24 protein-coding genes and 1 riboswitch are annotated in these 23,165 nt (G+C 41.7%); of the genes, 20 read left to right on the forward strand and 4 right to left on the reverse strand.

Going from position 1 to position 23,165, the window contains the following annotated elements; all coding sequences use genetic code 11:
- The first annotated feature begins 104 nt into the window (after positions 1 to 104).
- Together lysA and ACXAEA_RS08810 are read left to right on the forward strand one after the other, a co-directional pair.
- The gene (lysA, locus tag ACXAEA_RS08805) at positions 105 to 1,424 is read left to right on the forward strand and encodes a diaminopimelate decarboxylase (RefSeq protein ID WP_475095520.1); all 1,320 of its coding nucleotides are present in this window, start codon (positions 105 to 107) and stop codon (positions 1,422 to 1,424) included.
- 409 nt (positions 1,425 to 1,833) lie between these two features.
- Positions 1,834 to 2,211, forward strand: a complete 378-nt coding sequence (locus ACXAEA_RS08810) for a GNAT family N-acetyltransferase (RefSeq protein ID WP_475095521.1) — start codon at positions 1,834 to 1,836, stop codon at positions 2,209 to 2,211.
- 94 nt (positions 2,212 to 2,305) lie between these two features.
- Here ACXAEA_RS08810 and ACXAEA_RS08815 read toward each other — a convergent pair whose 3' ends face one another.
- Together ACXAEA_RS08815 and ACXAEA_RS08820 are read right to left on the reverse strand one after the other, a co-directional pair.
- A complete protein-coding gene (locus tag ACXAEA_RS08815; RefSeq protein ID WP_475095522.1) occupies positions 2,306 to 2,830 on the reverse strand; it encodes a DUF309 domain-containing protein in 525 nt (174 codons plus the stop codon).
- Between the two features lie 156 nt (positions 2,831 to 2,986).
- Positions 2,987 to 3,082 (reverse strand): YjcZ family sporulation protein, encoded by a 96-nt coding sequence (locus ACXAEA_RS08820; RefSeq protein ID WP_475095523.1) that lies wholly within the window; start codon positions 3,080 to 3,082, stop codon positions 2,987 to 2,989.
- A 198-nt stretch (positions 3,083 to 3,280) separates the two neighbouring features.
- Between ACXAEA_RS08820 and ACXAEA_RS08825 the strand changes: the two genes are divergently transcribed.
- The 17 genes from ACXAEA_RS08825 to ACXAEA_RS08905 all read left to right on the forward strand — a co-directional run bounded on the left by ACXAEA_RS08825 (position 3,281) and on the right by ACXAEA_RS08905 (position 19,709).
- Positions 3,281 to 4,024: a segregation/condensation protein A gene (locus tag ACXAEA_RS08825; RefSeq protein ID WP_475095524.1), complete on the forward strand. Its 744-nt coding sequence runs from the start codon at positions 3,281 to 3,283 to the stop codon at positions 4,022 to 4,024.
- 6 nt (positions 4,025 to 4,030) lie between these two features.
- On the forward strand, positions 4,031 to 4,624 hold the full coding sequence (scpB, locus tag ACXAEA_RS08830) for an SMC-Scp complex subunit ScpB (protein WP_475095525.1): 594 nt from the start codon (positions 4,031 to 4,033) through the stop codon (positions 4,622 to 4,624).
- 181 nt (positions 4,625 to 4,805) lie between these two features.
- Complete coding sequence (locus tag ACXAEA_RS08835; protein WP_475095526.1) at positions 4,806 to 5,225, forward strand: hypothetical protein; 420 nt, start codon at positions 4,806 to 4,808, stop codon at positions 5,223 to 5,225.
- A gap of 72 nt (positions 5,226 to 5,297) precedes the next feature.
- Positions 5,298 to 5,786 carry a YpuI family protein gene (locus ACXAEA_RS08840; RefSeq protein WP_475095527.1) on the forward strand — a complete coding sequence of 163 codons (489 nt, stop codon included), beginning with the start codon at positions 5,298 to 5,300 and terminating at the stop codon, positions 5,784 to 5,786.
- Positions 5,787 to 5,934: 148 nt separating this feature from the next.
- Positions 5,935 to 7,074: a D-alanyl-D-alanine carboxypeptidase family protein gene (locus ACXAEA_RS08845; protein WP_475095528.1), complete on the forward strand. Its 1,140-nt coding sequence runs from the start codon at positions 5,935 to 5,937 to the stop codon at positions 7,072 to 7,074.
- Positions 7,067 to 7,654 (forward strand): nucleoside recognition domain-containing protein, encoded by a 588-nt coding sequence (locus ACXAEA_RS08850; protein ID WP_475095529.1) that lies wholly within the window; start codon positions 7,067 to 7,069, stop codon positions 7,652 to 7,654. Before ACXAEA_RS08845 ends, ACXAEA_RS08850 begins: the two co-directional genes overlap by 8 nt.
- A 6-nt stretch (positions 7,655 to 7,660) precedes the next feature.
- Positions 7,661 to 8,191, forward strand: coding sequence for a spore maturation protein (locus ACXAEA_RS08855; RefSeq protein ID WP_475095530.1), 531 nt, complete (start codon positions 7,661 to 7,663; stop codon positions 8,189 to 8,191).
- A 205-nt stretch (positions 8,192 to 8,396) separates the two neighbouring features.
- The gene (rluB, locus tag ACXAEA_RS08860; protein ID WP_475095531.1) at positions 8,397 to 9,122 is read left to right on the forward strand and encodes a 23S rRNA pseudouridine(2605) synthase RluB; all 726 of its coding nucleotides are present in this window, start codon (positions 8,397 to 8,399) and stop codon (positions 9,120 to 9,122) included.
- 64 nt (positions 9,123 to 9,186) lie between these two features.
- On the forward strand, positions 9,187 to 9,711 hold the full coding sequence (gene resA, locus ACXAEA_RS08865; protein WP_475095532.1) for a thiol-disulfide oxidoreductase ResA: 525 nt from the start codon (positions 9,187 to 9,189) through the stop codon (positions 9,709 to 9,711).
- 26 nt (positions 9,712 to 9,737) lie between these two features.
- Positions 9,738 to 11,363, forward strand: a complete 1,626-nt coding sequence (gene resB / locus ACXAEA_RS08870; protein WP_475095533.1) for a cytochrome c biogenesis protein ResB — start codon at positions 9,738 to 9,740, stop codon at positions 11,361 to 11,363.
- Positions 11,364 to 11,375: 12 nt separating this feature from the next.
- Complete coding sequence (gene ccsB / locus ACXAEA_RS08875; protein WP_475095534.1) at positions 11,376 to 12,563, forward strand: c-type cytochrome biogenesis protein CcsB; 1,188 nt, start codon at positions 11,376 to 11,378, stop codon at positions 12,561 to 12,563.
- Between the two features lie 112 nt (positions 12,564 to 12,675).
- Complete coding sequence (locus tag ACXAEA_RS08880) at positions 12,676 to 13,392, forward strand: response regulator transcription factor (RefSeq protein ID WP_475095535.1); 717 nt, start codon at positions 12,676 to 12,678, stop codon at positions 13,390 to 13,392.
- The gene (locus ACXAEA_RS08885) at positions 13,389 to 15,176 is read left to right on the forward strand and encodes an ATP-binding protein (protein ID WP_475095536.1); all 1,788 of its coding nucleotides are present in this window, start codon (positions 13,389 to 13,391) and stop codon (positions 15,174 to 15,176) included. Before ACXAEA_RS08880 ends, ACXAEA_RS08885 begins: the two co-directional genes overlap by 4 nt.
- Before the next feature lie 253 nt (positions 15,177 to 15,429).
- The gene (sigX, locus tag ACXAEA_RS08890; protein WP_475095537.1) at positions 15,430 to 15,981 is read left to right on the forward strand and encodes an RNA polymerase sigma factor SigX; all 552 of its coding nucleotides are present in this window, start codon (positions 15,430 to 15,432) and stop codon (positions 15,979 to 15,981) included.
- On the forward strand, positions 15,956 to 17,194 hold the full coding sequence (locus ACXAEA_RS08895; RefSeq protein WP_475095538.1) for a GerMN domain-containing protein: 1,239 nt from the start codon (positions 15,956 to 15,958) through the stop codon (positions 17,192 to 17,194). Before sigX ends, ACXAEA_RS08895 begins: the two co-directional genes overlap by 26 nt.
- Before the next feature lie 657 nt (positions 17,195 to 17,851).
- A complete protein-coding gene (locus ACXAEA_RS08900; protein WP_475095539.1) occupies positions 17,852 to 18,826 on the forward strand; it encodes a peptidoglycan DD-metalloendopeptidase family protein in 975 nt (324 codons plus the stop codon).
- A gap of 70 nt (positions 18,827 to 18,896) precedes the next feature.
- Positions 18,897 to 19,709 (forward strand): histidinol-phosphatase, encoded by an 813-nt coding sequence (locus ACXAEA_RS08905; RefSeq protein WP_475098087.1) that lies wholly within the window; start codon positions 18,897 to 18,899, stop codon positions 19,707 to 19,709.
- Between the two features lie 99 nt (positions 19,710 to 19,808).
- Here the strand turns inward: ACXAEA_RS08905 and serA are convergent, their stop codons facing one another.
- Positions 19,809 to 21,386 carry a phosphoglycerate dehydrogenase gene (gene serA, locus ACXAEA_RS08910; RefSeq protein ID WP_475095540.1) on the reverse strand — a complete coding sequence of 526 codons (1,578 nt, stop codon included), beginning with the start codon at positions 21,384 to 21,386 and terminating at the stop codon, positions 19,809 to 19,811.
- A 305-nt stretch (positions 21,387 to 21,691) separates the two neighbouring features.
- Positions 21,692 to 21,824: riboswitch (FMN riboswitch) on the forward strand.
- Between the two features lie 162 nt (positions 21,825 to 21,986).
- Here serA and ACXAEA_RS08915 point away from each other — a divergent pair.
- Entirely contained in the window at positions 21,987 to 22,568 is a 582-nt protein-coding gene (locus ACXAEA_RS08915) for an ECF transporter S component (RefSeq protein ID WP_475095541.1), read from the forward strand.
- A 121-nt stretch (positions 22,569 to 22,689) separates the two neighbouring features.
- Here the strand turns inward: ACXAEA_RS08915 and ACXAEA_RS08920 are convergent, their stop codons facing one another.
- On the reverse strand, positions 22,690 to 22,938 hold the full coding sequence (locus tag ACXAEA_RS08920; protein WP_023627496.1) for a ferredoxin: 249 nt from the start codon (positions 22,936 to 22,938) through the stop codon (positions 22,690 to 22,692).
- Between the last annotated feature and the right edge of the window lie 227 nt (positions 22,939 to 23,165).

Here is a 23,165-nt window from a genome sequence, read left to right on the forward strand (position 1 = left end):
AATTATTTTAGCAATTAAGATTCGCTTAAGGTTTTTACATGAAAATAACAAAGGGTTGTTTTCAATACTCACAAATATTTTTGCCAAGGGATGAGGGGGACAACATGGAATTTCAAGGTACTTCAAAGGTTAATCGACTGGGGCATTTGGAAATCGGCGGAGTCGATACAGTCCAGATGGCTGAAAAATATGGAACCCCGCTATATGTTTATGACGTTGCTTTGATCAGGGAACGGGCAAGAGCGTTTAAACGAACATTTGACAATGCGGGAATTACTGCACAGGTAGCATATGCGAGCAAAGCTTTTTCAACTGTAGCGATGGTCCAGTTAGCAGAGGAGGAAAACCTCTCGCTTGACGTCGTATCCGGAGGGGAACTGTATACAGCGCTTGCTGCTGGTTTCCCAACAGAGAAAATCCATTTTCACGGGAACAATAAAAGCCGTGAAGAACTGAACATGGCACTCGAGAATAATATTGGCTGTATTGTAGTCGATAACTTCTATGAATTAGAAATGCTTAAGGATATTTGCAAAGAAAAGGACACGGCCATAAAGGTGCTTTTGCGGGTGACACCTGGTATCGAGGCCCATACCCATGACTATATCCTAACCGGCCAGGAGGATTCCAAATTCGGATTTGATTTACAGAACGGACAGGCCGATAAGGCAATTCAAATTGCTATGGAAGATCAATATATCGATGTTCTCGGACTGCATTGTCACATTGGTTCACAAATTTTTGAAACAACTGGATTCATTTTGGCTGCCCAAAAGATTTTTGAAAAGCTGCATCAATGGAAAGAGGATTTATCCTATGAGTCAAAGGTCTTGAATCTGGGTGGAGGTTTTGGAATCCGCTACACGAATGAAGATGATCCAATACCTGCAGCGCAATATGTTGAAGAAATCATTGCCGAAGTGAAAAAACAAACTAACCATTATTCGATGGGAATGCCGGAAATATGGATCGAACCCGGCCGTTCACTTGTAGGCGACGCCGGTACCACTCTGTACAGGATTGGTTCAAGAAAGGATGTGCCGAATGTACGCCAGTATGTAGCGGTTGATGGAGGTATGAGTGATAATATACGTCCTGCTCTGTATCAGGCAAAGTATGAGGCTGTACTTGCTAACCGGGTGATGGACCAGCCGGAAGAAACAGTGTCCATTGCCGGCAAATGCTGTGAATCCGGTGATATGCTGATCTGGGACCTTCCGCTTCCAAAATCGGGTGACGAGGACTTACTCGCAGTTTTCTGCACAGGTGCATACGGGTATTCTATGGCAAACAATTATAACCGCTTGCCTCGGCCAGCAGTAGTGTTCCTTGAGGATTCCCAGGATACTTTGGTCGTCCGCCGTGAAACATTCGAGGACATGGTGAAACTGGATTTGCCCTTTAAAGAAAAAGTGAAGAATTAAGCTGCTCTGCCGCAGCTTTTTTTGTCTTCTAAAAAGGCAGGCCAATGTAAAGTTGGCCTAAAACCGGGTCTTATTGTAGAATTACAGATTGGGAGGGATTCCGGTATGAAAAAGAACAACTGGCTATTATTTGTGTTATTATTATTGATGTCTGTTTTATGGGGCGCTTACTACTGGTATTTTATCGTTCCTGGACAATAAGTTAGCAGGGAATTGTTTGAAGAATCTTTGCGGATTATGTATGATATTATCAATCAAACTTCATACGAACGTGGCACGGCTAAATTTCATATAATATCAAAATGCTGTTTAGAAGTGCTTTTACAAAAGGTTTAAGTTATAAGAAAAATGGAAAAAATGGTTTTGTTATCATTCCATTATTACTGTCAAACCACAATGAGGGATATCTATGTTAATTCGATATAAAAAGGCATTTGAAAAGATTGCAATGGGATTGCTATCGTTCATGCCAAATGAAAAAGATTTGAAAAAACTTCAGCAAACGATGAAGAATTACGAAACAGACGATTCCTGGCAGCTTTTCTTATGGAAGGAAGGCGAGGATATCATCGGACTGTTGGGTGTTAACTTCACAGACCATAAAATCATGCAGTTTCAGCATATCTCGGTAAATCCTTCTCACCGGCATCAGGGGATTGGCAGATCCATGGTTAATGGATTGCAGGAGATGTTTCCTGATTGGTCAGCGGCAGCAAATGAAGAAACTTTGGCTTTCTTTGAAAAGTGCACCCAGGAACGAAATAACGCAGAAGGCAGTGGTTGTTGAATTCCACTGCCTTTTTTGTTTGCAAATGTTTGATGTCCACTCTCTAAAAATTTTCATGGTTAACATCTTCGAAAGTTAAATCAAATTCGCTATATTAGAGTTTCTTTCTCTCCTCAAGTGCCAGCTTGCGGTCGGCGATGACATCGCTTCGATCTCTTGAAGAATGCCTGTGAATTAATTCATGATCTTCAAGGTCACTTTTCGCGCCCCATTTAAAACCATTTTGCTTACATTCTTCCTGGCAGAGCTTCATCAATTCAGGATCGGAAATAGGGAGATTAATACTTGAATAGGGAACATTATTCAATAGGCATTTTTTGCGTTTTTTTAATGCTAGTTTAAGTTCGGCTGGATTAATTCCTATACGCAGCAGATTATTCTCTCCATCAGAAAAAATGCCCATCGCTTTTTCAAGAGTTCTTGCTGCTCCGGCAAAATTATTGCGGCGATAATGGTAGTTGGATACTGCCAGAAGGATCATTGCGACCCAGATTGATTTCTTGTTGCCTGCATCAGTAGCCTTCCAGTATTCCTCAAGGATTTCATGGCACTCAAAGTAATCTCTGTCTCCATGGAAATGGGCGAGATATTGTATATAGGATTTTGGATATTTAGTCATGAAAAACCCCCCAATCAAGTAACAATAGCTTAGCACATTTTACATCTTCATTAAATTAGTTGCTGAATAAAACTGAATTTTTGCTGAGGGAAAAAGAAATGCCCGGCTAATGCCGGGCTTCTTGATAGTCCGTTTAATTTACAGTCGGAATGAAGCTTACAGCCAGGCTGCACCGACGATGATTAGCAAAATGAAAAGCACAACGATCAAAGCAAAACCTGTTCCGTGCCCATGGCATTTTTTATCTGACATTTACATTACCTCCTGATAGTAATATCGCCTAATCTACACTGTCAGCATATGCATTCATGAAATGATTGGTTTGGGCTAATGTCCTATTTACAAACGAACTTGTTAATTATCATTGGAAATTTCTAATGGATAACCTGATGTTAATCAACTATACTTATATAATGATGCAGTTCAATATTGGAATTTTGGTGGGTAATAATGCAATATAATGTGAAAATTGAGGCCTTCGAAGGCCCATTGGATTTACTTCTGCACTTGATCAATCGATTGGAAATCGATATTTATGATATACCTGTAGCGGAAATAACAGAACAGTATTTAATGTATATACATGCAATGAAAGAATTGCAGCTGGATGTTGCCAGTGAATATCTTGTTATGGCGGCAACGCTGTTGGCAATCAAGAGTAAAATGCTCCTCCCTAAACATGAAGAAGAGCTTGAGGATGACTTTGAGTTTGAACAGGATGATGATCCCCGAAATGAACTCGTGGAGAGATTGATTGAATATAAAAAATTCAAAGAGGCGGCAAGTGATCTGAAATCGCTGGAAGAGGAACGCGGGCTTATGTATACAAAGCCTCCAAGCGACCTGACGGAATTCACTAAAGAAACAAAGAGTGATAATGCCGATCTCGATATTTCTTTATATGATATGCTGGGCGCATTTCAAAAGCTTTTGCGAAGGAAGAAATTGCAAAGGCCGCTATCAACCAAAATTGCCCGCCAGGAGATTTCTATAGAAAAAAGAATGGACGAGGTCCTCAGCTTCCTGAAAAAAAGCGGGACAAGGAAAAGATTTTTTGAATTGTTTCCTGAATCGGATAAAGAACATATTGTCGTTACATTCCTTGCGATCCTCGAACTGATGAAAAGGAAGGAAATAGACGTTGAGCAGGAACAAAACTTTTCGGAAATTTATATGACGGCAATAAAGGAGTAGAAGCTCGTGGAAATAGTGAAATGGAAGGGCATCCTGGAAAGCCTGCTATTCGCAGCAGGGGACGAAGGGCTCAGCTTGAAACAAATCGCATCAGTACTGGAAGTAGATGAATTCCAGGCTGGTGAAATTGTCACTGAACTGCAGCAGAATTATGAGAGCGATGATAATCGCGGGATTACCATTGTCCAGCTTGCCGGGGTTTATCAACTGGCTACGAAAAAAGAACATGCTGTATACCTGAAAAAGCTGGTGGAATCCCCTGGAACCGCCCATTTATCGCAGGCAGCTCTCGAGACACTCGCAATCATCGCGTATAAGCAGCCAATCACAAGGGCTGAAATCGAGGAGATTCGCGGTGTGAAGACAGAACGACCACTGCATACTCTGTCCTCAAGAGCTTTGATTAAAGAGGTTGGCAGGGCTGAAGGTACAGGACGTGCTATCCTTTACGGAACAACGAAAGAATTTCTTGATTACTTTGGCCTGAAAAACATTAAAGAACTGCCGCCGCTGCCAGAGAAAATCGATGAAGATGAACTCCAGGACGATGCAGATCTATTCTTCGAAAAGTTCCAGGAAACGATGGAGATCGACCAGTAGCTTTTGTGCACAAAGTTTGGAATTTATGATAAAATCTAAATAATTACTTAAAAAATGCTTTTTCTGTGTATAACTTCAGCAGTGCTTGATCATTCAAGTGATAAGTTCTGGAGCTATTCAGCTAAAAGCATTTTCTTTATACATAACTATTTTAGAATGAATGTCCACCGGGAGGAATATCATGCTTATAAAGCAATGTAATGGGTATGAACTTGAAAAAGAAAAATCGAATACCTCAGAAGATTTTTTTAACAGAAGCGAAGTAACTTTTGTTGAAGATGGAAATGAGAAGACACTGCATGTATTGTATGTCAGGTATTTTGATGAATTAGTCGGCAGTATTACTTCATTTGAAGCGGACCCTGTGTTTACGGCGGGAAATAGGGAAGTTTACCTGAGAGATCTTGTCGCTCTGGCTGCTTTACTGAAAAATCCGGGATATCGTCATCGCAAAAGGGTATATATAAATGTGCAGAAAGAGTTTGCTGATATTTTTAAAGGACTTGAGGTTCAAAAGCTTCCTGGAATTTTTGAAGGCATTGAACAAAAAGGCGCATTTGAAGTGCGTTCTCCTTTAGATTATATTGTGCAGCCCGTTTAACGAATAAAGCAAGCTTCGTTAGTTATGATCTAAGCGAAACAGCTAAGATTTAAATCCAATGGGGGTGTCATTTTGGGAAATACAATTGTTAAAACACAAATCGAAGAAGTGCGTGTATTCCTGTCTGAAACGGTAATCAAGCTGGAAAACTTCCTTAATGAAACAACACTTTCCAAGCTTGAACAGGGACAGCATGCTGAAGAACAGTACTACAAAACGATTCTCTCCAGCCTCCGAAAGCTGGCTGTTTATTGCGAAGAAGGACTTGATGCATGCAAAGTCATCCTCCAGGCAGAAGTGTTTTCAAAACCTGCAGCCGAAAAAACTTTGTATCGTATTTATTACCAGTGCATCGAAGAATTCTTTTCTCCAAAAAGTGATGTGTGGTATGAAGACAGCCGCTCGGCGTATACAGGAAAAAATGCAATTAAATTCAGGCAGCCTGTGTCAGCGGAATTAAGCGACCTGCACCTGAGCCTTGAAAGCGGTTTTCAAAGAATCAGGGAAGAACTTGAATATTATGAAACAGATTACAGGACAAAGATGCTACAATCCAGATAAGTTTTCCAAAAGGACAGCTAAAGAAGCTGTTCTTTTTTTATGGTTTAATTCAATTATCTCTAAACTCCTTCCTTGCCCTTTTTATGTCATAACATGCCTTGTCCTGCATAAACTTGTACAAACTGCCAAAGGAGACGAGGGTCTATCCATGAAAAGGATTTGGATGAAACTGATAGTAATTGCCACTCTGTTGATCTACAGTATGCCAGGAAATGCCCAGGCGGCTGTTTCGGTTAGTGCCCGGAGCGCTATTTTGATTGAACAGGAATCAGGCAGAGTGTTATTTGAAAAAGACGCCCACAGAGTAAGCAGGATCGCGAGCATAACCAAGATTATGACTGCACTTCTGGCGATAGAATCAGGGAAGTTGAATGAAATGGTTAAAGTGAGCGATAAGGCTGTTCGGGCTGAGGGCTCCTCGATTTACTTGAAGCCAGGAGAAAAAATAAAGCTTGAGAACCTCGTCTATGGCCTGATGCTGCGTTCCGGAAATGATGCAGCGGTTGCCATTGCAGAGCATGTTGGCGGGAGTCTTGACGGATTTGTTTTCCTTATGAATGAAAAAGCCAGGGAAATCGGCATGAAAAATACACATTTTTCCAACCCACATGGTTTGGATGATCATGAAGATCATCTTTCAACTGCATATGATATGGCACTTTTGACTCGCTATGCAATGGGGAATGAAGTTTATGAGAAAATTGCCGGCACAAAAGTACACAGAGCACCTAACCCGACAGAGTCCTGGGATAGAGTATGGAAAAATAAAAACAGACTGCTGACAGAACTGTACCAAAATAGCACTGGTGGAAAGACCGGATATACAAAACGCGCAAAAAGAACATTGGTTTCAACAGCGAAAAAGGATGACTTTGCATTGATTGCGGTCACACTCAATGCACCAGATGACTGGAACGACCACATTCAGATGTTTGAATCTGCATTTGCTGAATATGATATTGCAGAAATTCTTTCTAAAGGGAAGGTAAAAGGAATTAAAGACTCCTATTATAAAAATAAGCTTTATTTGGATCATTCTTTTGTCTACCCTCTGAATTCCGAAGAAGAAGAGCTGGTCAGAGTGGAATTCAAGTTGAAGAAAAAGGATCAGGATGGACAGGAAATGCGAAATCAGGAGCTGGCTGGAAAAGCGAATGTCTATTTGGAAGACAAACGTATTGCCAGTGTGCCAGTCTATTTCAAAACGGAAGAAAAAGAGGACAATTCCTTTTTTAATCTCTTTAAGAATATCTTCACTTTAATTGCAGGGATCGGGAATCATGGTTAATTATATTTGGGTAGTCATGACGCTTATTGGCCTTGGATTTGCCATGGTGAATGGAACAATGGCTGAAGTGAATGAGGCGGTTTTCACAGGAGCAAAGGAAGCTGTTACGCTATGTATCGGTTTGATCAGTATCCTTGTATTCTGGCTCGGCATGATGAGGATTGCGGAAGATTCGGGGCTGCTTTCCAAACTCTCTTCCTTGTTCAGGCCGCTAATTTCAAAATTGTTTCCGGAAGTACCGTCCAATCATCCGGCGATGGGATACATTCTTTCCAACATGATTGCAAACATGTTCGGCCTTGGAAATGCTGCAACACCGCTCGGGATAAAAGCTATGGAAGAACTGAAGGAACTGAACGGAGGAAAAAGTGAAGCAAGCCGTTCAATGATCACTTTTCTGGCGATCAATACTGCAAGCATTTCCCTGCTCCCGACCACGGTTATCGCTATAAGGATGAACTATAACTCTGCCAATCCAACTGATATAGTAGGTCCAACGCTAGTGGCAACGGCCGTTTCAGCAGTAGCTGCAATTTTTATAGACCGATATTTTTACTATAGAAGAAGCAAAAAGGGGTAAGAAAAAATGGGAATCGTTTCAGCTATATCTCTATGGTTTATCCCTGTGATGATCGCATTTATCCTGGTTTACGGAACCTACAAAAAAGTCCCTACTTATGAGAGTTTTGTAGAAGGCGGCAAGGAAGGGATCAAAATGGCAGTGTCCATCATCCCGTTCCTGGTAGGTATGATGGTGGCCATTGCTGTCTTCAGGGCATCTGGTGCACTTGATCTAATGGTTGACTGGCTCCGCCCTGGCCTCGAGAAGATGGGAATACCAGCTGAAATTGTGCCGCTCGCCCTCATCAGGCCGATTTCCGGGACAGCCGCATTAGGAATCACGAGTGATCTTATCAGTGTATATGGTCCCGATTCCTTCATCGGTATACTTGCCGCTACCCTTCAAGGCAGTACGGACACTACCTTCTATGTATTGACAGTTTATTTTGGCGCTGTCGGCATCAAGAAAATGGGTGACGCAGTCAAAGTCGGGCTTCTTGCTGACGCTGTCGCGATCGGAACAGCCATTATTGTTGTTACACTTATGTTTGGTTAAACAAGGGGGATACCTAAAACTGTATCTCCTTTTTTGCTTTTCCAAATCATTCAATTGTTAAAGAATGATTAACCGTCATAGTTTATTTTTGATATTTTACGACATTGCTTACTTTGAAAACAGCGAGAGTTATGTCATAATTCAAAAGGATGGAATAGATATTAAGATTAACAATCGTTATTTGATATTAATAGGAGTGACCTTCATGGAAAGACTGCAAAAAGTTATTGCCCACGCTGGGATTGCATCAAGAAGAAAGGCTGAAGAGATGATCCTTGATGGAAGGGTCAAAGTCAATGGAACTGTTGTTAAGGAACTTGGCCGAAAGGTGACTTCATCTGACAGGGTCGAAGTGGATGGAATCCAGATCGAAGGGGAGGAGCCGGTTTACTTCTTGTTCTATAAACCGCGCGGTGTCATTTCGAGCGTTCAGGATGATAAAGGCCGAAAAGTTGTTACAGACTTTTTTGAAACAATCAAAGAAAGAATCTATCCGGTAGGAAGACTTGATTATGATACATCGGGATTGCTTCTTCTGACTAACGATGGTGAGTTCGCGAATTTACTGATGCACCCGAGCAATGAGATTGACAAGGTTTATGTTGCCAAGACAAAAGGCATTCCTTCAAGAGAAAAACTTGCTAACCTTTCAAGAGGGATTGTTCTAGAGGATGGCAAAACAGCACCGGCAAAAACAAAGTTATTGAGTGTCGATAAAAAGAAAGATACTGCAATCGTAGAAATTACAATCCACGAAGGCCGGAACAGGCAGGTCAGAAGAATGTTCGAGGCAATAGGGCATCCAGTATTAAAACTGAAGCGTGAGAAATATGGATTCCTTACCCTAAATGGCCTCAGAACAGGTGAAATCAGGGAGCTTACCCATCATGAAGTAAAACAGCTCCGAGTTCTGGCTATGAAAAAGTCTTAGACTTTTCAATAATGTGGCTATTGTAATGTTATAATAAGGGAGAAATACGGTGGGAGGTTTAAGGATGAAGAAGAAACGTCTGGTCACTCGGACTATCATACTTGCGGTACTGGCATTGGCAGTAGGCTACACACTGTATGCCAATATGAATAAGGATAGGAACCAGAAGATTGAAATTGGCAAACCTGCGCCTGACTTTGTCCTTGTTGATATGGAAGGCAATAAGCATAGGCTTTCTGACTATAAAGGCCAGGGTGTTTTCTTGAATTTTTGGGCAACATGGTGCAAGCCGTGTGAAAGAGAAATGCCTTATATCGAAAATCAATATCAGCAGTTCAAAGACAAGGGTGTCCAGGTGCTTGCAATTGATTCTAGTGAATCGGAATTGGTCGTAAACAAGTTCATTGAGCGCAAAGGACTTAATTTTCCAGTCATGATTGATAAGGATGGACAAGTCCAGGCTGCCTATGGCATTAATCCGCTGCCTATAACCTTTTTGATCGATAAGGAAGGAAATATTGTGAAAAGCCATACCGGGGAATTGAACGAAGATACAGTCCGTGAATTCATGGAACAGATTAAACCTTAAAAGTAGGGGAACAGGGAGTTTTTACAATGAACGAAGTAAAATGTGAATGCGGCCATGTCAACCCGCATGGAACCATACTTTGTGAATCCTGCGGAAGAGTGCTTGATGAGAAGGAAAAAGAAAAGCAGCTTCTGGATATGCGTTATGAAGGCAGCGCCAGACGTTCACAAACTTATAACAAGACCATCATTGATAAAGTGTGGAATTTCTTTTCATCAGTAAAAGTAGGAGTGTGGCTGATTGTCATCACTTTAATTGCCTCATCACTCGGCACGATCTTTCCGCAGGAAATGTACATACCGCCATTGATGCCTGCCTGGGAATATTATGAGGAACAATACGGTTGGTTAGGTAAGCTTTATTATGATTTGGGTTTCCATAATCTATACAGTTCATGGTGGTACTTGCTGTTGATTGCATCAATCGGAGTATCACTCGTCATTTGCAGTCTTGACCGGGTCATCCCGCTGCACAGGGCGCTCAATAAGCAAAGGGTATCAAGGCACGAAAGCTATTTGAAACGACAAAGAATGTTCAGTGTATCCGAAACCGCATTGTCTGAAGATAATGTAAACAAAATAAAGGAAAACCTGAATAAGAAAGGCTATAAAATTCGTGAAGAAAATGGCGATATCCTTGCGGAGAAAAATCGTTTTTCCCGTTGGGGTCCATATGTGAACCACGTCGGGCTGATCATTTTCCTTATTGGCGGAATGCTACGTTTTGTTCCAGGGATGTATATCGATGAAATTCTCTGGTTAAGAGAAGGGGAAACAAAAGCGATACCGGGAACAGAAGGGCAATACTATTTGAAAAACAACCAATTTATCTTTGAAGTATATGATAAAGAAAAAGACGATGAAGTCTTCGAAGAGGCAATCTCCAAAGTAGGGACGGTAGTAAAGAATTATCAAACGAATGCCACCTTGTACCAAAAGCAGGGGGCTTCAGTTCCAGGAGAAAAGCCGGAGCTTGATAAAATGCGTGACCAGTCAATTCAGGTAAACAAACCTCTAAAAGTCGATGGTTTTGCTTTGTATCAGGTAGATTATAAGCTTGATGAAATGAGCAAAATGGCTTTCAAGCTTGAAAATAAAAAAACAGGGAAGCAATTTGGCGACGTTCAGGTTGACCTTTACGAGCCTCAGATGAGTTACGATCTTGGAAATGGTTATAAGGTGGAAGTCATGAGCTATTTCCCGGATTTCGAATTCAATGATGAAGGGGAACCGTCAACCAAGTCAAGGATTCCTAATAATCCGGCTTTTATTTTTAAAATGTTTTCACCAGAAAAACCAAAAGGTGAAGTGAGCTTTGTCGCAATCAGACAAACAATCGAACCTATGGGGGAAAATGATTTCAAGATGGCATTCAATGGTGTTGAAACCAAGAATGTAACAGCATTGACAGTCAGGAAAGACTTGACGCTTTGGATCATCGGGCTCGGAGGATTGATTTTCATGATTGGTGTTGTCCAGGGTGCTTATTGGAACCACCGCCGTCTCTGGATTAGAAAAATAGACAACCAGGTGTGTACGGCAGCCCATACAAACAAGAACTGGCATGGTTTGAAAAGGGAGCTTGATATAGTATTTGCAGATTCAGGAATTGAAGCACCGGAAGACCAGCTGGCAGGGGACAAGAAGGAATAAGGAGGGAAAATCATGGTTGAATTAAGCTCAAACTTCCTGTTTGCAGCGTTTATCTTATATTTAGTGGGTATTTTATTCTTTGGGGGAGCGATAAAGGATAAAAGGCATGCCGACAAGAAAGATGCACCAAACAGATGGGCAAAAATTGGTATCATAGTAACAATTGCGGGATTTCTTTCACAGCTTACTTTTTTCATTTTAAGATGGATTGCTTCCGGCCATGCACCGGTCAGCAACCTCTTTGAATTCACAACATTTTTTGGGATGTCATTAGTAGGTGCCTTCATCGTACTTTACTTTATGTATAAAACACCTTTGCTGGGATTGTTCTCACTGCCAATTGCGGCATTAATAATTGCATATGGAAGCATGTTCCCGAGAGACGTTACTCCATTGATTCCAGCACTTCAGAGCTATTGGCTTCATATTCATGTAACAACAACAGCGATTGGTCAAGCGATTTTGGCTGTCAGCTTTGCGGCCGGCTTGATTTATCTGGTCAAAAGTGTTGACCAGACTAAGAAGAACAAAAGTACTCTGTGGCTTGAAGTAGTTTTGTTTGGCTTGATCAGCACTCTTGGTTTCGTATTTGTGTCTAGCTACTTTGCTGCCACTGATTATCAGGCAAACTTCAACTACATTAATAAAGAGGGACAGCCTGCGACAGAGAAATATACGGTCCCAGCACTTGTCGGCCCACACCAGTTTGAGCTTACGGACAAGGAACGTCTTGAACCAATCTTCGAGACACCTGCGATTATCAGTGCAAAGAAATTGAACACGGTTATTTGGTCACTTGCAGCGGGTATAGTATTATATATGTTGTTAAGAGTGATCCTTCGCAAGCGTGTAGCGGCAGCATTGCAGCCATGGACGAAGAATATCAATCTAGATCTTGTGGATGAAATTGGCTACCGCTCCGTGCTAATCGGTTTCCCGGTATTTACGCTGGGTGGACTGATTTTTGCGATGATTTGGGCTCAAATCGCCTGGACTCGTTTTTGGGGCTGGGATCCCAAGGAAGTATGGGCTTTGATCACTTGGCTATTCTATGCTGCTTTCCTTCATTTACGCCTCTCAAAAGGCTGGCATGGTGAAAAGTCTGCATGGCTTGCGGTGATTGGATTTATTATCATCATGTTCAATCTTGTAGCAGTTAATCTTGTTATTGCTGGCTTGCATTCTTATGCAGGTTCATAAATTGTGTCTATTTTTTGACAGCCTTCACTGATTCAAGTGAAGGCCTTTTTTAAAAAAGCATGGCAAGATGCCGTATGTTTATGTAAAATATTCGCAGGGAGGGATATACCTTATGGAAAAAGACGTGAAGATTTTAGTAGTAGATGATGAAGAAAGAATCCGACGTTTATTAAAGATGTATCTTGAAAGAGAGAACTATATTATTGATGAAGCAGAGGACGGAAATGAAGCGCTGGCAAAATCACTTGCCAACGATTATGATGTCATCCTTCTTGATTTAATGATGCCCGGTAAAGACGGACTCGAGGTTTGCCGTGACCTGCGTGAAAAGAAATCTACTCCAGTGATCATGCTTACTGCCAAAGGTGAAGAAGTGAACAGGGTACAGGGTTTCGAGGTTGGTACCGATGATTACATCGTAAAACCATTCAGCCCTCGTGAAGTCGTGCTTCGCGTTAAAGCAATGCTGCGCCGTTCTTCAAGCACAAGCTATCTGCAGACGGAAACGACTGCCAAAGATGTGATTGTTTTCCCTCATTTAACCATTGACAATGATGCTCATAGGGTTTCTGCTGATGGAAAAGAAGTCAGCCTGACACCTAAAGAATATGAATTGCTCTATTTCCTTGCAAAATCTCCGGATAAAGTTTTCGACCGTGAGCAATTGCTGAAGGAAGTGTGGCATTATGAATTTTTCGGCGATCTCCGTACTGTAGATACACATGTTAAGAGATTGCGTGAAAAGCTTAATAAAGTTTCTGAACAGGCTGCGAAAATGATCGTAACGGTCTGGGGGGTTGGCTACAAGTTCGAGGTAGTCAATGAATGATGTTTTGGCGCAGTGTAGTAGGTAAGCTCTGGATTACCATCCTTTTGCTGGTTTCATTTGTATTGTTCATCCTGACAGTCATGCTGCTGGAGTTTTTTGAGAACTACCATGTAGATGAAACCCGCAAAGGGCTCACAAATACTGCTGAAAAGATCGCCAAGGTCCTGGAAGATCATCCTGGAGAAGAAGAAAAATTAGGTCTTGAAATCGCATGGGAAATGGTCGATGACGACTCAAGGGTCACAGTGATCAGGGATGAAAATACTTATTTTTATTCACCGGGGGATGCGGATACAGCACATGTACCAATCTCCTACTTTATGCAGGATCGTGTCCTTTCTAAGGTCTTTAAAGATGAAAAAACAGTAGATATGATCACCTCCTTGCCAGGCGTATCAAGCCAGGCAAATGATACTCAATATTTAATGATTGGTGTCCCGTTAGCTCAATCTGGCAATCAAAATGGCGCAGTCTTCATCTATCAGTCCCTTGAAGTCATGGAGGAAACGACCAGACTGACAACAAAATTCATCTTGCTTGCAGCCGGGGTTGCAATTGTCCTTACGACGATCTTCGCTTTTTTCCTGTCTACCAGGATCACAGCTCCACTGCGCAAAATGCGGGAGGCTGCTTTTGAGGTAGCCCGTGGGAAATTCGACACAAAGGTACCGATCCTTACACATGATGAAATCGGGGAATTAGCAACGGCCTTCAATCAAATGGGCAGACAGCTTAAATTCAATATGAATGCCCTGAGCCAGGAAAAAGAACAGCTGACCAGCATCCTCAGCAGCATGGCGGACGGGGTAATCACCTTCAATCGTGATGGCACAATCCTGATTACCAATCCGCCTGCGGAAATGTTCTTAAGATACTGGTATTATGAGCAAGGGCTTGCTTCTGAGAACACAGATGCAGTTCCTTCTGAAGTAATGGAATTATTCCAGCTCGCTGTCAATACTGAAAAAGAGCAGGTCGGCGAGCTTTCTGCCCAGGGACGGACCTGGGTCATCATCGTCAGTCCTCTTTATAATAAGCGATTTATCCGCGGTGCCGTGGCTGTGGTCCGAGATATGACCGAGGAACGCAAGCTGGACAAACTGAGGGAAGACTTCATTGCCAATGTTTCACACGAATTGAGAACCCCAATTTCGATGATGCAAGGGTATAGTGAAGCAATCGTCGATGATATCGCTCAAACGGATGAAGAGAAGAAAGAGATGGCAAAAGTTATTTACGATGAGTCGCTTCGAATGGGCCGCCTCGTGAACGAGCTTCTTGATCTGGCCCGTATGGAAGCTGGTCATATTCTTCTTTCTGTTGAATCTATTGAAATCGGGCCTTATATCAATCGTATCATTCATAAGTTTCACGGATTGGTGAAAGAAAAAGGCATCGAGTTATCAGTTGAGCTTGACACGGATGAAGAGTTTTTCCGTTTTGACCCTGACCGGATTGAACAGGTGCTTACGAATTTGATCGATAATGCGATCCGTCATGTTCCCGATTCGGCTGCAATTGTGGTCAGCGCAAGGACAGATGAACGTGGTCTTACCATTGAGGTCAGCGACCAGGGTCCAGGGATTCCTGAAGAAGATTTGCCGTTCTTGTTTGAGAGGTTTTATAAAGCGGATAAATCCCGAACGCGTGGAATTTCAGGCACAGGACTGGGACTTGCGATTGCTAAGAATATTATCGACGCCCATCGCGGAAATATTGCGGTAAAGAGCAAACTCGGACAAGGAACGACATTTTCCTTTTCGATTCCGCGAAATATTGAATAACTTGCCGACTATTCTTGATTCACAAGGAACAATGATCGGCAGTGAGAGAAGTCCATTCCACGGCGGAATGGGCTTTTCTTGATTACGGACGATTTCCTATAATCCCTCGAATACAATTGAAAATTAAAAAGAAGCAGTGACTATTTTGTCCTCGAAAAAGCCTTTCATTTCCAATCTAAAAATAATATAGTTAAGATGAAACTTTTACTAACTACATACGACTAATATTATGAATACGGAGGCGAAAAGACCTATGAACTCCGTTTTTGATGAATTATACAATAAATATCATCATGACGTTTTTCAATTTTTATTTTATATGGTGAAAAGCAGGGAGCTGGCAGAAGACCTTGTACAGGAAGTGTACATCCGTGTCTTGAAGGCGTATGACCGTTTTGAGGGCAAGAGCAGCGAAAAGACGTGGCTGTTTTCGATTGCCAAGAATGTCGCAATCGACCATTTCCGCAAACAAAAAGGCTGGAAACAACGCTTGCTCGAATCCTTCGATATGTCGGCTCGCCAGGTAAGGGACGAACAGCCGCTGCCAGAAGATTTGGCATTGCAAAGCGAAGAAATTCAAATGATGTACAGGTGCCTTGATCAATGCACGGTTGACCAGCGAATGGTTATCATCATGCGCTATATTCATGAATTAACGATCACGGAAACCGCAGAAGCTTTATCCTGGACCGAAAGCAAGGTTAAGACTACCCAACACCGAGCTTTAAAGACGCTGAAAAAGCTGATGGAAGAAATGATCGAAAAGGAAGGGATGACTAGTGAAAAAGTCACAGTTAAGCGATAAACAGCTAGAAGAACTCCTCGGCCAAATGCCTAAGATAAAAGATCATCGCGATCCTCGTGACATTTATCAAAATATTGCCCATCGTGTAGAAAAAAGAAAGATGCCTGCATGGATTATCCCGAGTGCCGCTTTGGCAGCAGTCCTCTTTCTCGCCTTCATCCTCTCACCGGGTTTGATGGGAGTCAACCATTCTGCAGATAAAATGATGGATAGCAAGTCAGCCACTGGTGATAAATCTTCGATGGAAATGGAAACAGCCATCAGGGACGATGCTGCAGAAGAGAGTGCAGGTAAGCAGGAAAACACTTTGATGGATGCGCAGGATAGTCAAGATCAAAAGGCAAAGGATTTCAGGGCGCTGGATGAGAAAAATACCTTCGACAGCCTGATCTCTCTATACGAAGAAGAAGTGGACATCGCGACTACGGAGATTCTTACCTACGCAATACCCGATATACAAGCACAGTCGATTGTTCCGGTTACTGTAACTGTTCCAAAAGAAGATGGGGAAAACTGGGTTGATAGTTTCACAAAAACAATGCCGAAGCTTCAGGAAGAAGAGTGGGGACTTTCAGATTATTATCCACTGGACGCGACATGGAGTTATGATGAAGCAACCGAAACTTTGACTCTGGATGTAAAAGCAGATCATAAGTTTCGATATGGAAGTGCAGCGGAAGTTATGTTTCTTAATTCGATGACACAAAACTTTTCTGGAAAAGGGATATCAAAAATGTTGTTAACGACAGAAAAAAAGCCGGGGATAGAGCTTGGGAATTATGGGCCTATGAACGAGGCGCCGATTTCCTCAAAATCGCTGCAAAGACGAGCTTATTTATTTTTAACTGTCGATGGAGTTACAACACCTTACCTTGTGCCGACAAAAGAACAGCACGATACAATCGGTTATGCTTTCGCAGAAATGACGAAAGGAAATGAAGAGCTTAATCTATCCGCATCACTTCCAGCGGATTTCAAGCTGGAAAACACGAAACTGGAAAAAGAGAATAATGTTTTAACAATTTCTCTAACGGAAGAAACAACAATTGAAGAAAGCTTCCTGCCGAGCCTCGAGGCGATCTTACTGACAGCAAAAGAATTTGGATATTCTGGTGTCAAATTTGAAAATGCAAAAACCGATCGACTAGGCCCGTTCAATTTGAACGAAGTCCTGCCGTTGCCACTGGCACCGAATAAGAAAAATATCGAATAAAAAGTGGCTGTCCAAAAGCTCATTATATAGAGCTTTTGGCAGCTTCTTCTTTTTGAAGGACAAAAAATTAAGGAAACCGCAGAAAAGTGTCCGTCATCAAGGTCATGAAGGACAGAAATCTATGGAAACCGCAGAAAAGTGTCCGTCATCAGGGTCATGAAGGACAGAAATTTAAGGAAACCGCAGAAAAATGTCCGTCATCAAGGTTATGAAGGACAGAAATCTATGGAAACCGCAGAAAAATGCCCGTCATCAAGGTTATGAAGGACAGAAATCTATGGAAACCGCAGAAAAGTGTCCGTCATCGGGGTCATGAAGGACAGAAATCTATGGAACCAGCAGAAAAGTGTCCGTCATCAAATTGATCACGATGGCATTATAAAAACAGGCAGGTAAAAGGGGCCGCCCAAAAAGTCAGTAATGCACGTGAGGAGAAACAAAATGTTTTTCCTCACGTGCTTTTTATTTTGTACTTATCTGTCAGTACATTTTTAGCGATAGTGCCACAAATTTTCCTTCTTTTGCATAAAAAAGCAGCTTCTCACCAAATATAACGAATGTGCTTTTTTTGCTTCTGCTTTTCCATTCATCAGGTTCTATTTCTGTACAGGCTGTCATAGGGATGGAAAGGGAGTACAAAAGTTAAGGAGGAAGAAAATGCAGGACTATATAAAGCGTTTACTCATCGCAGGGATCATGGCACTATTTATCAGCTTGCTGTTTCTCGGCGGAAAGCACTCTCAGGCAGAAATGCTCGACATACCAGAATTAACTTCCCACTGGGTCTGGCCGGCAGAAGGGGTTGTTACAGATCTCTATGGAACGCGCCACGGCCATCATAAAGGAATCGATATAGCGGGTGAGCACAAAACACCTGTACATACAGTTGATAGTGGTATAGTAACAAAATCATATTATTCGGGCTCATATGGACATGTCGTGTTTATCAAACATGAGAACAACCTGGAAACCGTCTATGCTCATTTAAATAAACGAAATGTCAAAGAAGGACAAATTGTAAAGCAAGGGGATATCATTGGTTTGATGGGAAATACCGGGGATTCTTCCGGTGTTCATCTCCATTTCGAAATTCATCAGGAAAAATGGACGTATGAAAAAGAAAATGCGATTGATCCAATGGTTGCACTTGGAGAAGCGGCAATTGGGCAACCTGTGATTGCCTTAGGGAAAATAAATGACCAGGTTTCAATTGAGACGATTGCGAAGCTGCGAATGACTGACGATGTGGTAATCGGGAAACATGAAGATGCGATCATCAGGACAAAAGAAAATGAAAATCACGAATCCCAAGTTGCTCAGTCTTCTCAACCGGCAGATGAAAAACAAAGGAAACACACTGTCAAAAAAGGGGAAACCCTATGGTCAATAGCAGCAAAATACAAAACTTCTGTTGAATCATTATCCAAGAACAATAATATAAGAAACCATCATATTGTTCCAGGAGATACTATTGTTATTGGGATGTCTGAATCAAATCGGTATACCGTAACCTCGGGTGATACATTGCATTCCATTGCTGAAAAGACCCAAACAACCGTGCAGGAACTGAGGAAGCTCAACAATCTATCTTCAGATGTCATCCAGCCACAGCAAATATTGATCACCCGGTAAGCAATATATTGTCCCCTCCCTCTTCATGAAAGTATAATAGGTAAAACGGTCATTAGGGGGATGGATGATTTTGCTGACAGATTACCATAATCATTTGGAAAGAGGCACACTGACGCTTGACTATCTAAAAAGATTCACTGATGCTGCAAATCAGAAAGGAATCGGGCATTTTGGGGTTTCTGAACATGCGTATCACTTCTATCAGACTGCAGATATCCTTCGCAACAGCTGGGTGGATGAGCGGAGATTTTACGATATGAACGATTATGTTGCACTCTTTCAAGAGGCATGGAGAAGTGGCATTGATGTGAAAATGTCGATTGAGATGGATTATACACCTGGAAAGCACGCAGAAATGGAACAGTTCATCAAAAACTATGATTTTGATTATGTGATTGGGTCAATTCACTGGATAGGAGATTTTGGGATTGACCTTGCCGAATACCGTAAAGAATGGGACAAAAGGGATCTCTTTGAGGTATATAAAAGTTATTTTGACCAGGTGGTAACGCTCGCTGAGTCCAATCTGTTCGATATTATTGGACATATCGATCTTGTGAAAATCTTCAAGTATGTACCTGCGGATGAAAACTTCCTTTTGGAACAGTACGACAGGGCGACATCCGCGCTGGCTCAATCAAGAACATGTGTCGAAATCAGCACTGCAGGATTAAGAAAGCCGACCCAAACAATTTATCCTGACAAAAGGCTTCTTCAAATGTGCCATGATAAAAAAATCCCGATTGTTTTATCATCCGACGCACACATTCCTGAAGATGTAGGTGCAGATTACGATCAGGCATTAATTCTTGCCAGAGAAGTCGGATATAATGAGATCATGACATTTTCAAAGGGTGAACGTAAGTCATATCCGTTGGGATAAATATAAACAGGCCACCATATTGGTTGGCCTGTTTGTGTTTAATAATGTGGGCAAGTGGCTCTTTTAGTATTGCAGTGCTTAAAAGTCACTGCTGATTACTTACAGAATTATGCTGTTGATGGTTACGATGTCCTTGAGAGATTTCAGCTTCTCGATCATATCCTCAGCTAGTGGTTTATCGAAGGATAGGACCATGATTGCTTCACCTCCGGCTTCCTTTCTTCCAACCTGCATCGTCGCAATATTCACTCCATGATCGCCCAATACTTTTCCTACATGTCCGATAACCCCGGGACGGTCCATATGCTGTATGTAGAGAAGGTTGCCTGAAGGAAGGAAGTCGATATTGAAGCCGTCAAGATTAACAATTCTCGGTCCGTAATGCTCGATATAAGTTCCGCGTGCTGTGAAGCAATCACCGTCACCTTTTGCCGTGACTGTAAGTGTGTTGGCATAACCGAAGTGGTTCCCTGTCACTTTTTCACCAATCATGATGCCTCGTTCCTTTGCAATATGGATTGCATTTACTTCGTTTACGTTCACATCTATGCGGTTTTCAAAGAAACCTGCAAGAAGCGCCTTGGTCAAAAAAGTTGTTTCAAGTTCTGTTACAGTACCTGAGTATGTTACAGTCAATTCGCTTATTCCTTTGTTATGGCACTCGGAAACAATTTTTCCCATTTCTTTTGCAAGCTGGTGAAAAGGCTGGATTTTTTCGTATATCTCTCTGGACATCGCCGGCAGATTGATGGAATTAGAGACAGGCTTATTTTCAAAGAATGTCCGGATTTCATTTGCTACCTGTGTAGCGACATTCAATTGGGCTTCTTTCGTTGATGCACCGAGATGGGGTGTAACAATTACTGAATCGAGTTTCAATAATGGATGGTCACAGGATGGAGGCTCGACTTCAAAGACATCAATTGCTGCACCGGCTACATGTCCTTTTTCAATAAAGTGAGCCAGTGCGATCTCGTCGATGATTCCGCCTCTGGCACAGTTCAGCAAGTACACGCCTTTTTTTGTTTTGCCTAGCGTTTTTTCATTTAACAAACCTTTAGTTTCTTTTGTCAGGGGAGTATGGACTGTTATTATATCTGATTCACCAAGAACTTCATCGAAAGTGGATAATTGAACACCCAGGACCTCAGCCCGTTCCTTAGTGAGAAACGGATCAAATACTTTAACTTTCATACCGAATGCCCTGGCGCGTTTGGCGATTTCCGATCCGATTCTTCCCATGCCGATGATACCTAAAATCTTTCCGAATAACTCATTTCCGATGAAGAGATTTCTCTTCCAGTCACCATTCTTTACGGTGAAGTGTGCCTGAGGAATATTTCTCATGAGAGCAGACATCATCGCAAAAGTATGTTCCGCGGTGGAAATTGTATTGCCATCTGGAGCGTTCACGATGACAATGCCTCTTCTTGTTGCTTCTGTTATATCGATATTATCCACGCCGACACCTGCCCGGCCAACAATTTTCAATGACGGCATGCGGTCTAGAAGGCCGGAAGTAACCTTTGTTGCGCTTCTTACTAACAGAGCATCAATTTTACTTAAATCAACAAGGTCCGAATTGATATTGTCCATATGTACCTTTGCGTGTTTCCACTCCAGCAATGGCTGCAAGCCTTCTTCCTTGATTGAATCAGCAGCTAACACCTGAAACATCCATATCCACTCCTCTGTAAAAGAAATAATTTTCTGATTATTTTACAAAACGAATATTCTTTTGTCAAATCAGCTTAATGTTCATAAAAATAATGTAAACGCTCCCAAAACCATTGATTTTACAAATTTAGATCCCCGAATTCCCGAATTTTACATTCTGTTCCATTCAATGTTCGCTATTCTAAATCATATTCAACAACAGGGTGTAATAGGAGTGGAATTGTGGCTGACATAAAAACGTCACAAGCAAACACCTTCCCAAATCTTCTTTTTTTCAGTATAATAAACTTGTTAAATTTAATATGGTCTATCTTCGGGGCAGGGTGAAATTCCCGATCGGCGGTAATGAGGTTCTTTCTCTAAGCCCGCGAGCCTGTATGGGCAGGATTTGGTGCGATTCCAAAGCCGACAGTATAGTCTGGATGGGAGAAGATGGAGGTTCTGCAGACGTTCGGAAAATGCAGGTTTCGAACGTTTATTAAGCATGCCTTCTCAAAGTATCCCTCAAGCCTAAATCTTGAGGGTTTTATTTTGTTATGGTATGTGAATGCTGAATCTTTCTTCTTTATGTGAGATGGATCTCGATAAGGAGAGAGGGAAATGAAAAAATTTAGTGTAAAAGCAATGGTTTCAATTGGGATGTTGAGCAGTATTTCTTATGTATTGATGCTGCTGAATTTTCCGCTTCCGCCGTTTCCAAAATTCTTAATGGTTGATTTCAGCGATATTCCTGCATTAATTGCTGCGTTGATTTTTGGGCCGGCAGCCGGTATTTTAGTAGAGTTGATCAAGAACATGCTTGATTATTTCATGACAGGCAGTGAAACGGGTGTGCCAGTAGGCCATGCTGCCAACTTTGTCGCAGGAGTTTTATTCATCCTGCCAACTTATTATATCTATCAGCGACTGAAAACAAAGAAGGGTATGACATTCGCCCTTGTGGCAGGGACTGTCAGTATGGCAATCCTGATGAGTGTCCTGAACTATTATGTTTTTCTTCCTGCCTACACGATCTTCCTGAATATGCCAGCAATGTCTGGTCCGGAAACAAGGCAGTTAATTGTTGCTGGAATCCTGCCATTTAACTTTGTTAAAGGCATCCTGATGTCAATTGTGTTCATGTTGATGTTCTCAAGAATGAAAACATGGATTGAAAGGCAGCAATCTTTTAAAAACGCATAATGAACTCATTTGAGTTGAAATACAAGAAAAAGCAACGGCCTGCACCGTTGCTTTTTTCACTTTTAAAAGTCTAAAAATGAACAAAAAAATTCCCGCTGGGAGGCGGGAATTATGTAGGTTCTTATTCGAACTTAGTTGCATCTCCGTTGAATGGCTCATCAGCAACTTTGATTGAATCAGTTGGGCATCCTTCAAATGCATCCATCATGTCGTCGATCAATACATCAGGAATCTCAACGATACCTTCGTTTTCATCAAGTGTTACGAAAGCAATGCCTTCATCATCGTAATCGTAGATATCTGGAGCAGCTGCACCGCAAGCTCCGCATGCAATACAAGTTTCTTTGTCAACAATCGTGTACTTAGCCATGATCTAATTCCTCCCAAATGGTTAACAATAATATGCTGTCTTCACGAAAATAGTGAAAACGTATTCCTCATACCTATTGTAAAACTGTATCGCCAACATTTCAATAAAAAAAGTATTGAGAATGCTTATCACACAAGGCATTGAATGCTTTTTGCGCTGAAAATAAAACATTTTAAGAGGTATTTTCATGTTAAAATATATCTATATTATTTTTCTGCTATAGGGTG

The sequence above is a fragment of the Mesobacillus sp. ABV4_180 genome (genome assembly GCF_056158485.1).